This window comes from Peribacillus psychrosaccharolyticus ATCC 23296 (assembly GCF_000305495.1).
Taxonomy (GTDB): Bacteria; Bacillota; Bacilli; order Bacillales; family DSM-1321; genus Peribacillus; species Peribacillus psychrosaccharolyticus.
Genome location: NZ_AJTN02000162.1, coordinates 17,158 through 29,806, shown reverse-complemented (window position 1 = coordinate 29,806; position 12,649 = coordinate 17,158). Strand labels below are relative to the sequence as shown.

General features: G+C 39.6%; 9 protein-coding genes. All 9 read left to right on the top strand.

Annotated elements, in window-relative coordinates; translation table 11 throughout:
* The first annotated feature begins 806 nt into the window (after positions 1-806).
* The 9 genes from mraZ (at position 807) to spoVE (ending at position 12,176) form a co-directional block, all read left to right on the top strand.
* Positions 807-1,238 (top strand): division/cell wall cluster transcriptional repressor MraZ, encoded by a 432-nt coding sequence (gene mraZ, locus WYK_RS08260; protein WP_040374050.1) that lies wholly within the window; start codon positions 807-809, stop codon positions 1,236-1,238.
* 47 nt (positions 1,239-1,285) lie between these two features.
* Complete coding sequence (gene rsmH / locus WYK_RS08255; protein ID WP_040374049.1) at positions 1,286-2,221, top strand: 16S rRNA (cytosine(1402)-N(4))-methyltransferase RsmH; 936 nt, start codon at positions 1,286-1,288, stop codon at positions 2,219-2,221.
* Between the two features lie 27 nt (positions 2,222-2,248).
* Complete coding sequence (gene ftsL, locus WYK_RS08250; protein ID WP_040374048.1) at positions 2,249-2,602, top strand: cell division protein FtsL; 354 nt, start codon at positions 2,249-2,251, stop codon at positions 2,600-2,602.
* Entirely contained in the window at positions 2,602-4,788 is a 2,187-nt protein-coding gene (locus WYK_RS08245; protein ID WP_051387384.1) for a penicillin-binding protein, read from the top strand. Before ftsL ends, WYK_RS08245 begins: the two co-directional genes overlap by 1 nt.
* A gap of 137 nt (positions 4,789-4,925) precedes the next feature.
* Positions 4,926-6,848, top strand: coding sequence for a stage V sporulation protein D (locus WYK_RS08240; protein WP_040374046.1), 1,923 nt, complete (start codon positions 4,926-4,928; stop codon positions 6,846-6,848).
* Between the two features lie 166 nt (positions 6,849-7,014).
* Positions 7,015-8,490 carry a UDP-N-acetylmuramoyl-L-alanyl-D-glutamate--2,6-diaminopimelate ligase gene (locus WYK_RS08235; RefSeq protein ID WP_040374052.1) on the top strand — a complete coding sequence of 492 codons (1,476 nt, stop codon included), beginning with the start codon at positions 7,015-7,017 and terminating at the stop codon, positions 8,488-8,490.
* A 112-nt stretch (positions 8,491-8,602) separates the two neighbouring features.
* A complete protein-coding gene (mraY, locus tag WYK_RS08230) occupies positions 8,603-9,580 on the top strand; it encodes a phospho-N-acetylmuramoyl-pentapeptide-transferase (RefSeq protein WP_040374045.1) in 978 nt (325 codons plus the stop codon).
* Entirely contained in the window at positions 9,581-10,933 is a 1,353-nt protein-coding gene (gene murD, locus WYK_RS08225; RefSeq protein WP_040374044.1) for a UDP-N-acetylmuramoyl-L-alanine--D-glutamate ligase, read from the top strand. It begins immediately after the preceding gene.
* 139 nt (positions 10,934-11,072) lie between these two features.
* Positions 11,073-12,176, top strand: coding sequence for a stage V sporulation protein E (gene spoVE, locus WYK_RS08220; protein ID WP_081704821.1), 1,104 nt, complete (start codon positions 11,073-11,075; stop codon positions 12,174-12,176).
* Positions 12,177-12,649 lie beyond the last annotated feature (473 nt).

Here is a 12,649-nt window from a genome sequence, read left to right as displayed (position 1 = left end):
TGTTACGTGTATCTCGAACAGCTTCATATCTGATAATTTCAGTTCAATGGGTTCAGAGGGGGAGCTATGGTTTGAACAAACACAAAATAGTTGGGTTATAAGCGGCCATGAGCAGCCTTGGTAAATAGGGAAACCTCCTTTTTAAAAATGAGGCAGTTGATTACGTTCCAGGCGCTTTGCTTTCCGCGGGCGGGCGGTGAGCCTCCTTGTCGCTAAAGCTTCTGCGGGGTCTCGCCTGTCCCGCTTTCCCGCAAACGGTCTTTCTAAATGTATTCTTGACGTAAAATCTGGCGAACGAATGTTACATGTGCTATCTAGAACAGCTTCACATCTGATTACTTTCAGTACAATGGATCCTAAAGTGGGAAGTGATTTCCGTTCTAGTTTTAATTTGGATGTAGATTCTGGCGAACGAATGTTACATGTATCGCGAACATCTTCATTTCTGATGTATATCCGAAGAAAGTAGTTCCACGATTAGAGGCTATGAGCGGACTTGATAAGAGAAAACTTTCATGGAATCTGTTCAAATTCCAAAAAGATTGGGAATGAAGTGATTTTGAACCCTCTTTTGTTACAAATTCTTTTTGATTCCTGTGTCTGTGAGTAAATGATCAGAATTGGCTAAGGAAGTTAGGTTTGAGAATAAATAATCAGGCGAATTCTCATACAGAACTAGTGATAAATGAATAAATAATAAAATATAGACAAAGAAGGAATTACTTTCTTTATACCGAATAATTAAAACAAGTGGAGAAAAGTGGGGGAATGTGGTACATTGATTTTAGAAAGTGGGGGTAATAGGTATGTTCATGGGCGAGTACCATCATAACATTGATAGCAAAGGCCGTCTTATCGTTCCCGTGAAATTTAGGGAAAGTCTCGGCGAAGAATTCGTCTTGACACGTGGTCTTGATCGATGTTTATTTGGTTATCCGCTTGATGAATGGAAAATGCTTGAAGAAAAACTGAAAGCATTACCCTTAACTAAAAAAGATGCCCGTTCTTTTACCCGGTTTTTCTTTTCGGGAGCGACAGAATGTGAAGTGGATAAACAAGGCAGAATTAATATCCCTTCACCGCTCACTTCATATGGACAACTAGAAAAAGAATGTGTCATTCTTGGAGTTTCCAATCGAATTGAGATTTGGAGCAAGTCCCTTTGGGAAGACTATTTTTCAACCTCAGAAGATTCGTTCGCTGAAATCGCCGAAAACATGATTGGTTTCGATATTTAGATTGGCGGCAGAATCAACATCATTAATCGATTGGAAGGATGTATTACATGTTTCAGCATACAACTGTATTACTTAAAGAAACTGTTGACGGATTGGATATCAAGCCGGATGGGATATATGTAGACTGCACGCTTGGAGGCGCTGGGCATAGTGAGTATTTATTGTCACAGCTTAATGAAGACGGGCGGCTATATGCTTTTGATCAGGATGAAACAGCTATAAAGCATGCGAAAGAAAAATTAAGCCGTTATAGCAGCCAAGTGACGTTCATTCAGAATAATTTCAAAAACATCGAAGAAGAACTTCACAGCCGTGGGATTGAACAAGTTGATGGGATTTTGTATGATCTCGGTGTTTCTTCTCCGCAATTAGATACCCCTGAGCGTGGGTTCAGTTATAACTATGATGCGCCTCTTGATATGCGCATGAATCAGGATGCACAAATTTCAGCTTACGATGTAGTTAACGACTGGTCATTTCAGGATCTTTGGCGCATATTCACCCGATATGGTGAAGAGAAATTTTCTAAACAAATTGCCCGTAAAATTGAAGCAGCTAGAGAGATTAAACCGATTGAAACGACTTTTGAACTTGTAGAATTAATTAAAGATGGTATTCCAGCTCCTGCGAGACGAAAGGGCGGACATCCAGCTAAGCGAATTTTCCAAGCAATCCGTATTGCCGTCAACGATGAATTAGGTGTATTCGAGGATTCACTTAAGCAGGCTATTTCACTTTTAAAGCCTGGTGGAAGAATTTCAGTTATTACGTTTCATTCTTTAGAGGATCGTATTTGTAAAAGTGTGTTTAAACAACATAGTGATCTTCCAGAATTACCTCCCGGATTACCAATCATTCCTGAAGAATTCAAACCGCTTTTAAAATTAGTGGTGAGAAAACCAATTCTTCCATCGGAGGAAGAACTGGAAAACAATAATCGTTCTAGATCGGCCAAGCTTAGAATTGCCGAAAAAAACAAATAAAATTATCGTAATCTAGGGGGAATAACCATGAGTTCGAGTGCAAAAAAAATGCAGGAACAGCAGCAGGAGATACAGCAACAGTCCGTTCAAACAGTTGTAATCCGTAAAGCTAAAATCTCTTTCGGTGAAGTAATGCTGCTTTGTATTCTTGCTGCTGCTATTGCCTTTATGAGTGTAAAAGTTGTCTCAAATCAAGCGGCTATCTACCACACAAATAAAGAAATTCAACTTGCTCAAGCCTCTATTGAAGAACAAACGAAAATTAATAATGATTTGAAAATAACAGTGGACGAGCTTAGTACATACGAGCGAATTTGGCAAAAGGCCGAAGAAATGGGCTTTACACTAAATGAAAAAAATGTAAAGGGTGTTCAGGAATAATGCAAAAGCAAAAAAATATGAAATACGGGGCAGTGGGATTGTTTTTACTATTCGTGCTGCTCTTTTTTGCTTTAGTCTCCCGTTTTTTATACATTGAAATAACTGGTCAAGCAGGCGGCGAGGTATTGGCTGCCAAAATGGAGAAGAAGTATGAAAAAAAACGGACTATTGAAGCACAACGAGGCAGTATTGTAGACCGTAATGGTGAGGTAATTGCAGAAGATACTGCATCTTACTCACTCATTGCGATTCTTGATAAAGATGCGTCCCATGTTGAAGACCCGGAAAAAACGGCTGCAGAGCTTTCCAAGTATATTGATTTAACGGAAGAAGAAATTTATAAAATTTTAACAAAGAAAACGGCAAGCGGGACTCCCTATCAAGTTGAATTTGGAACAGCAGGTCGTGATCTTTCCAATTCGGTTAAGTTGAAAATCGAAAAATTGAAGCTGCCAGGAATTACGTTCAATCGAGATAGCAAGCGCTTTTACCCGAATGGTGTATTTTCTTCGCATTTAATCGGTTATGTAGAAAAAGATCCTGATACTAACGAAACCGTGGGTAAACTGGGTATTGAAAAATATCTAAATGAAGAGATGAAAGAAACGAATGGTGAAGTGAAATTTGAAAGTGACCGTTGGGGATTGTTGTTACCAAACAGTAAGGAAAGTGTAACAGCACCGAAAAATGGCAGCAAGGTTGCTTTAACACTAGATAAGAAAATCCAGACTTTCCTTGAAGATTCAATGAGTAAAGTTCAAGAGGAATATAATCCCTCTGAAATTATTGCGATTGTTTCTAATCCCAAAACAGGTGAAATACTAGCTATGGGTCAGCGGCCGACTTTTCATCCTAAAACAAAGGAAGGGCTAACGGATACTTGGCATAACCTCGCGATAGAGGAGTCATTTGAACCGGGATCCACGATGAAAGCATTTACCTTAGCAGCGGCTGTCGAAGAGGGGGCCTTTAATCCAAATGATACCTTTGTTACTGGTTCATATAAGGTTCCAGGCACTACAGCAATTAAAGATCATAGCGGTATTCCGGCTGGGAAGAGAATTACCTTCTTAGATGGTATTCAACGCTCATCTAATGTAGGGATTGCTACGATTGCTATGGATAAATTAGGTGCTGACAAGTTTAGAGAATACCTAACTAAATTTGGTTTTGAAAAACCTACTGGAATTGATCTGCCTTTTGAAACAGCAGGAATTATCCAGTATAAATACAAACGTGATAAAGCTTCGACAGCAATGGGGCAGGCAACAGCCATTACACCGATTCAGCAGATACAAGCCGCTTCTGCGATTGCTAATGACGGTAAAATGATGAGACCGTATGTCATCAAAGAAATCACGGATGGTAATACAGGCAAAAATACAAAAACAACAAAACCGACAGCTTCCGGTCAACCAATATCTGCTGAAACAGCGAAAAAGGTTCGTGAGTATTTAGGAACCGTTATTACTGGTAAACATGGAACAGGAAAAAAATACAAAATTGATGGATACGAAGTGGCCGGAAAAACAGGCACCGCGCAATATAGTGAAGGCGGTAAAATTGTTCGAGGAGCATCGGATTATATTTATTCTTTTATTGGAATGGCTCCGAAAGATGATCCGGAACTAGTCATGTATGTAGCGATTAAACAACCACAGCTTAAAGCAGGGAAAGCTGGGGCAGATGCCTTATCAGCAATCTTCAACCCTGTGATGAAAAATAGTCTGCAATATTTAAACATTAAGCCTACAAACATCAAAAGTCAGGACGCGGGTAAACTTGAAGATTATAAAGGTCAACATGTATCAACTGTTGCTGCTAGTTTAAAAAAGGCTGGAAACGAGCCGGTACTAATAGGCAAAGGTACGACAATTGTTGAACAATCTCCAAAGGCAGGCACCACTTTACTTGAAGGTGAAAAAGTAATTCTCCGAACGGATGGAAACTTGGTAGCACCTGATATGACAGGGTGGTCATTGAGAGATGTGATGAAGTTTGCCAATCTAGCAGAATTGCAGCTTAACACAGCTGGCAGCGGGTATGTGAGTAAACAAAATATTAAAGTAGGAAAAATGATTAAAAAAGGTGATTATTGCATTGTCGAATTGAAGCATCCTTCTCAATTGACAAAGCAGTCAAAGAAACAGTCAGATGAAAAGGCTGACGATGAAGTTTCAGATTAACGTTCTAAATGTTTAGGCTGTCGAGAAATCGACAGCCTTTTTGTTTTATCAGTACCGATAACGGCCTTACTTTAATTTGTACTTTTTTTTTCAATGGAAACATATATATGTACAAGCATAAAGGGAGGTGCTCGGTTTTGCGTGTTTCTAATGTTACGGTAAGGAAACGGCTTGCATTTGTACTGGTTGCGGGATTAGTAATTTTCTTAATTATTGATATCCGGCTGGGGGTCGTTCAATTTTACCTGGGAAATAAGTTGACTGGATTGGCAAAAGATTCATGGAGCCGTGATATACCATTTGAGCCAAAGCGAGGGGAAATCTTGGATAGGAACGGGGTTAAACTTGCAACTAATATATCTGCCCCTACTGTATACATCATTCCAAGACAAGTGGTTAATGCGGGAGAAACAGCCGAAAAGCTGGCAGCTATTCTAGATATGTCAAAAGAAAAGGCATACAAATGGATTACAAAGAAGGAAATGAGTGTCCGTCTTCCTGAAGGCCGAAAAATTTCACATGAAAAAGCAAAAGAAATAAAAGCTCTCGGGTTAAAGGGGGTTTATATTGCGGAAGATTCCAAACGACATTATCCGTTTGGTGAATACTTATCACACGTCCTTGGATTTGCCGGTTCAGATAATCAAGGTCTAATGGGGATTGAGTTATCGTATGATAAAGAATTGAGAGGACAGCGAGGATATGTGAAATTTTATTCGGATGCCAAGGGCAGCAGGATGGAAAACATTGCGGATGATTATAAAGCGCCTGTAGATGGGGATCAATTAAAATTAACGATAGATAGTAAAATTCAAACAATCGTAGAACGGGAATTAGATAATGCAGAGGCGCAGTATAATCCGGATGGTGTTATTGCCATTGCAATGAATCCGAAAAATGGTGAAGTTTTGGCTATGTCCAGCAGGCCAACCTTTGATCCTGCTAAATTCCAAGATGTTCCTCCGGAAGTATATAATCGGAATTTGCCGGTTTGGAGCGGTTATGAACCTGGTTCAACATTTAAAATTATTACACTAGCCGCAGCTCTTGAAGAAAAGAAAGTTAATCTTCTTCATGATCATTTCTATGATTCCGGTCATGTGAAGGTTGCTGGTGCCACACTTCATTGTTGGAAAAGCGGGGGGCATGGCTCGCAGACCTTCTTAGAGGTCGTTGAAAATTCATGCAATCCAGGCTTCGTTGAACTTGGTACACGGCTTGGTAAAGATAAACTCTTTCAATATATTAGTGATTTTGGTTTTGGTAAGAAAACAGGAATAGATCTGCAAGGTGAAGGAACGGGAATAATGTTTAATATGGATAAAGTAGGTCCTGTTGAACAAGCTACTACTTCATTTGGGCAAGGTGTGTCGGTTACGCCTATTCAACAGGTTGCAGCTGTATCAGCAGCGGTGAATGGGGGAATTCTTTATACGCCATATATTGCAAGTGAACTCGTTGATTCGCAATCGGGTGAAACGATTATGAAAAAGACCCCAGAAGCGAAACGAAGAGTTATTTCAGAGGAAACATCCAAGCAAGTTAGAAATGCCCTTGAATCCGTTGTTGCTAAAGGAAGCGGGAAGGGAGCGTTTGTAGAATCTTATCGTGTCGGCGGTAAAACGGGGACTGCGCAAAAGGCGGAAAATGGACGTTATTTAGAAAATAATCATATCGTCTCATTTATTGGATTCGCTCCTGCCGATGATCCAGAACTTGTAGTCTATATTGCTGTAGATAATCCAAAAGACACTGTGCAATTTGGTGGAGTAGTTGCTGCACCTATCGTTGGCAATATCATGGAGGATGCTTTACGGGCAATGGGAGTAAAGCCCCGGAAGGATCAAATTGAAAAAGAAAAGAATTGGCTCGACCCAGTCATGATTGAAGTGCCGGATGTTGTAGGGATGACGATTAAAGATCTTCAAACCCAACAGGTGGAACTGAATATTGATGTGGCAGGCAAGGGTGAAAAAGTGGTAAAACAATCACCAGAAGCAGGAGTTAAGGTGAAAGAAGGCTCAACAATAAGATTATATCTTGGCGAAAGCCAAGAATAAGTATAAAATAGGATTTGAGTTAAAGCGGCTGGAGAAATCAGCCGCTTTCTTTACGGAGCTGGACCGAGCTTGGCTTTTTTTGGTATTAGTCTCTTTTCTCGACAGATAGAATATGGTCCTTTATAATGAATGACTCAAAATAGGTTTAAGAGGGAAGGAAAAAATGATGAAGCTTCAAACGTTATTAGCACATTTAAAAACTCAATCATTGTTTGAAGGGGGAAACCCCGAAATTACCTCGATTGAACATGATAATCGTAAAGTCAGTCAGGGAAGTTTATTTGTTTGTGTGAAAGGATATACAGTAGATGGTCATGATTTTGCTCAAGCTGCTGTAAAACAAGGTGCACAGGCAGTTCTTGCAGAAAGGAATTTAGATCTTCCGGTTCCAGTGATTGTTGTTCGAGACACACAACGTGCGATGGCGGTTCTTGCTGATGCTTTTTATAATCATCCAACGCAAGGGTTACGTTTAATCGGGATAACTGGCACAAACGGCAAGACAACGACAAGCCATATCCTTGAAAAGATTTTTAATGATCAAAAGCAGAAAACTGGATTAATAGGTACGATGTATACCAAAATTGCTGATGAAATTCTAGAAACAAAAAATACGACTCCAGATAGTATTACACTGCAGCAGCATTTTAATAAAATGGTTAAGGCAGATGTTGAGACAGCGATTATGGAGGTATCTTCACATGCCTTGGAACTTGGCCGCGTCCATGGATGTGACTATGATATTGCTGTATTTACGAATCTAACTCAAGATCATCTTGACTTCCATAAAACGATGGAACGTTATAAATTTGCAAAATCGCTGTTATTCTCTCAGCTTGGGAATGCTTATTTAGCCGGTCGTCCCAAATTTGCTGTTTTAAATGCGGATGACGAAGCAACTGAGGACTTTATTAAAGTCACTGCTGCAAATGTATTTACATATGGAATTGATCATGCGGCTGATTTAACAGCGAAGGATATCGTCATCACATCGAAGGGAACAGAAATGACACTTGTTTACCAGAATACAACTAAGTTAATGAAACTTCAGCTGGTTGGGAAATTTAGTGTTTATAATGTCTTAGCCTCAATGGGAGCTGCTTTGTGTGCAGGAATCGATCTTGATCAAATTATTGCTTCAATCGAAGCGGTAGAAGGAGTTGCTGGTCGATTCGAACTTGTTCAAGGCAATCAGGATTATCTGGTAATTGTAGATTATGCGCATACTCCAGACAGTCTGGAAAACGTTTTGAAAACGGTAGGAGAGTTTGCCCAAAAGAAAATTTTTGTGATTGCAGGCTGCGGAGGCGACCGAGATAAAACAAAACGGCCTCTTATGGCACAAATAGCGTGTGAATATGCAACAGATGCAATATTTACCTCAGACAATCCACGAAGTGAAGATCCTATTCGGATTTTAGCGGATATGGAAGAAGGGGTTACAGATAAAGTGTATCAAGTAATCCCAGACAGAAAAAAAGCAATTGAGTATGCAGTTTCTAAGGCTGTGGCTGGGGATGTAGTCGTGATTGCTGGTAAGGGCCATGAAACGTATCAAATCGTCGGCAGTGAAGTCCATGACTTTGATGATCGTGCAGTAGCTAAGGAATTGATTGAGAAGTATCGTGCAGAAAAGGCATAAATGCAATCGCACTGAAAAAAGCCTTCTAAATATAAAACTATAACATATGATGAAATGAAAAAAATGGTAACAAACAAAAGCATTTGTGTGCCAGGAATGAGGGAACAAGGTCATGCTAGAACAGGTTATTTTTTACACAATATTGACAGGATTCTTAATTACAGTTTTACTTTCTCCGATCTTTATCCCATTTTTAAGAAGACTTAAATTTGGTCAGAGTATACGTGTTGAAGGACCAAAATCACATCAAAAAAAATCAGGAACGCCAACAATGGGCGGCCTTGTTATTCTTTTGTCGGTTACATTGGCGACCTTGATTATGACGTATAAGTTTTCTGAGCCTTCTGTTGAGGTCTATTTATTATTATTTGTCATGCTTGGCTTTGGATTACTCGGATTTTTAGATGACTTTATTAAAGTAGTAATGAAACGAAATTTAGGATTAACGTCAATGCAAAAACTGATTGGTCAAATTGTTATTTCCGTTATTTTTTATTTTATTTATCGGACCAGCGATACATTTAATTCAGAGATATCTATTCCAGGAACAGATATCGCCTTCGATACCGGATGGTTTTATATGATTATTGTTATTTTTTGGCTGGTTGGATTCTCAAATGCAGTTAACTTAACAGACGGACTTGATGGACTAGTTTCAGGTACATCTGCTATAGCGTTTGGTGCGTTCGCGGTTCTGGCTTGGAACCTTTCTCAATATGACGTAGCCATTTTTTCTGTTGCTGTAGTTGGTTCTGTTCTTGGTTTCTTAGTATTTAATGCACATCCAGCAAAAGTATTTATGGGTGATACAGGATCTTTAGCTCTTGGTGGTGCTATTGCAACCATTGCACTGCTCACTAAGACAGAGTTGGTTCTGATTATTATCGGCGGTGTGTTTGTAATCGAGACACTTTCTGTTATTCTGCAGGTAGCTTCATTCAAAACAAGGGGAAAACGGATATTTAAAATGAGCCCGCTGCACCATCATTATGAATTAACTGGATGGTCAGAATGGAGAGTTGTTACAACATTTTGGACGGTTGGTTTACTATTTGCCATATTAGGAATTTACTTAGAGGTGTGGGTATAAATGAAAGAGACAACAAACTATTTACGAAAAAAAATTCTTGTATTAGGTTTAGCTAAAAGTGGGGTTACCGCTGCATCCTTGTTGCATAAGCTAGGTGCGTTTGTGACGGTAAATGATATGAAGCCTCTTTCAGAAAATCCAGAGGCACAGGGGCTGCTTGAGCAAGGGATTAAAGTAGTCTGTGGCAGCCATCCAATTGAGCTTTTGGATGAAGGCTTTGAATTAATAGTTAAAAATCCAGGTATCCCATATAGAAATCCTTTGATAAAAGGAGCAATCGAGAAAGGGATTCCTGTTATTACCGAAGTTGAATTAGCTTATCAGGTCAGTAAAGCTCCGTTTGTAGGGATTACGGGTACAAACGGGAAGACTACGACGACAACCTTAATTTTTGACATGTTAGAAGCAGGCGGCAAGCGCCCGCTGATTGCAGGAAATATAGGGACTGTAGCATCAGGTGTTGCTGAGAAAGCTGAAGAAGATGACAACATAGTCATAGAATTATCTTCGTTCCAGTTAATGGGGATCGACAAATTTAAACCAGAAATAGCGATCGTCACAAATATTTATGATGCTCATTTGGACTACCATAGCTCAAAACAGGAATATATTGATGCAAAAGCCGCAATTACGGCTAATCAGACGAAATCAGATTATTTTATTTACAATGCAGATCAAGAAGAAACAAGACAGATGGCTGCCGAGACGCTTGCTGAACTAGTACCTTTTTCAACTATTACTAAACATGAAAATGGAGCTTACATAGAAGCAGAAGCAATATATTTCCGCGGGGAGAAAATTGTAGACCTTTCAGCGATTGTTCTGCCTGGACAGCATAATCAGGAAAACATCTTAGCAGCTGTTGCAGCCGCGAAATTGAAAGGAACTTCCAATGAAGCGATACAAGCGGTTTTGGCGACGTTTCATGGCGTTCAGCACCGGCTGCAATATGTGACTGCAATAAATGAACGAAGATTTTATAATGATTCTAAAGCTACTAATATTTTGGCAGCCAGCAAAGCGCTCTCTGCCTTCTCAGAACCAGTCATCTTGCTTGCGGGGGGCTTGGACCGTGGTAATGAGTTTGATGAACTGAAGCCCTATCTAGGACATGTTAAAGCTGTGATCACGTTTGGTGAAACAGCCGAAAAAATTGAACGTGTTGCGAGAGAAGCAGGAATAACAATCATTAAACGTGTCGATAATGTTGAAAAGGCCGTGCCAGAAGCATTTGGCATCTCGGCTGAAGGTGATTGTATCCTGCTTTCTCCAGCATGTGCCAGCTGGGACCAATATAAAAGTTTTGAGGTACGTGGAGACATGTTTGTGGAAGCAGTGCATAAACTGAAATAAGGGCTGTCCTTCAAAATGGACGTAATAAAAGCTGCAGCAAAGAAAAAAAGCGATAAAAAAGTTTTATCGCTTTTTTCTTTGGATATGCTTTTGTGATCCCATAACGGACACTCTAATATCTTCCATGAGGTGTTTCGTTGTGCCATTAAAAAAATCCAATCCCGATTTAGTATTAATTATCGTTACTTTAAGTCTTTTGGCCATCGGTTTAATTATGGTATACAGCGCCAGCGCCATTTGGGCCACCTATAAATTTGAGGGTGATTCCTTTTATTTTGTTAAAAGGCAGATGCTGTTCGCGTTTGTTGGAGTCATCGCAATGTTTTTTATTATGAACGTTGATTATTGGACCTGGAGAACATGGTCTAAGGTGATTATTATCGTCTGTTTTGTACTCTTGGTTATTGTTTTAGTACCAGGAATAGGTATGGCTAGAAATGGTTCGCGAAGCTGGATTGGTGTTGGAGCCTTTAGCATTCAACCTTCAGAATTTATGAAGCTTGCTATGATTGCTTTTCTGGCAAAGTTTCTGGCAGAACGGCAAAAACTCATCACATCATTTAAAAAAGGTCTGCTGCCTTCGCTTGGAATGGTCTTTTTAGCTTTTGGGTTAATTATGCTCCAGCCCGACCTTGGTACAGGCACGGTTATGATTGGGACATGTATTGTCATGATATTTATTTCGGGTGCTAGGGTCAGTCATTTCGTTCTATTAGGCCTAATTGGTGTGGCAGGGTTTGTCGGACTGATACTATCCGCTCCCTATCGAATGAAACGGATTACTTCATTCCTTGATCCTTGGGAAGATCCGCTTGGAAGCGGCTTTCAAATCATCCAGTCACTTTACGCAATAGGACCAGGCGGACTGTTCGGTCTTGGGTTAGGCCAAAGTCGTCAAAAGTTTTTCTATCTTCCAGAACCACAGACCGATTTTATATTTGCAATATTGTCTGAGGAACTTGGTTTTATTGGCGGAACATTGGTCATTCTATTATTTGCATTGTTATTATGGCGGGGAATCAGGATTGCACTCGGTGCACCAGATTTATATGGAAGTTTGATTGCAGTTGGAATTATTGCGATGGTCGCCATTCAAGTCATGATTAATATTGGCGTAGTCATTGGATTGATGCCGGTCACAGGAATCACCCTTCCATTTTTAAGTTATGGAGGGTCATCCCTAACACTTATGTTAATTGCCATCGGTGTCTTGTTAAATATCAGTAGATATTCTAGATATTAAAAAAAGGGAGACTCATTTTTTGAGTCTCCCTCATTTTTTGTTTTATGGGGGCAGTTGATTTCCCTTTCGTGCTCTTCGCTCCTTCCACTACAATCAACTGTTTCTAAACTTAAATCTGGATGTAAAATTCGGGGTGTTTAAAAATAGATTTATCAGAAAGAAACATATTTTCACTTGAATCTACTCGTGTGAATAAGCAAAACTTTGAAAAGAAACCATTCCACCCCCATTTTTTGCAGCCTTTTTTTAAAAGTGTAATAAGCTGATTGTAAACCGATAATAGGCATGAAGCCAAAAGGCAGACGACAGATTGGTATAGGGTTCTGCAAGATGAATAAACAAGAACGCTTACATTGACCGTACACTAAATGAAAGGAATTATTTCGTCCAGATGCTTAAATTCTTTCGTGATTTTTGCGATGGAAATGTTGGCAATAAAGGGCTGTTTAGACTATAGTATAAGAGGGTAAAAC

What these genes read in the sequence shown, in the direction of transcription:
- mraZ (WP_040374050.1), top strand. Translation starts at nt 807, where the DNA reads ATGTTCATGGGCGAGTACCATCATAACATTGATAGCAAAGGCCGTCTT.
- rsmH (WP_040374049.1), top strand. Translation starts at nt 1,286, where the DNA reads ATGTTTCAGCATACAACTGTATTACTTAAAGAAACTGTTGACGGATTG.
- ftsL (WP_040374048.1), top strand. Translation starts at nt 2,249, where the DNA reads ATGAGTTCGAGTGCAAAAAAAATGCAGGAACAGCAGCAGGAGATACAG.
- WYK_RS08245 (WP_051387384.1), top strand. Translation starts at nt 2,602, where the DNA reads ATGCAAAAGCAAAAAAATATGAAATACGGGGCAGTGGGATTGTTTTTA.
- WYK_RS08235 (WP_040374052.1), top strand. Translation starts at nt 7,015, where the DNA reads ATGAAGCTTCAAACGTTATTAGCACATTTAAAAACTCAATCATTGTTT.
- mraY (WP_040374045.1), top strand. Translation starts at nt 8,603, where the DNA reads ATGCTAGAACAGGTTATTTTTTACACAATATTGACAGGATTCTTAATT.
- murD (WP_040374044.1), top strand. Translation starts at nt 9,581, where the DNA reads ATGAAAGAGACAACAAACTATTTACGAAAAAAAATTCTTGTATTAGGT.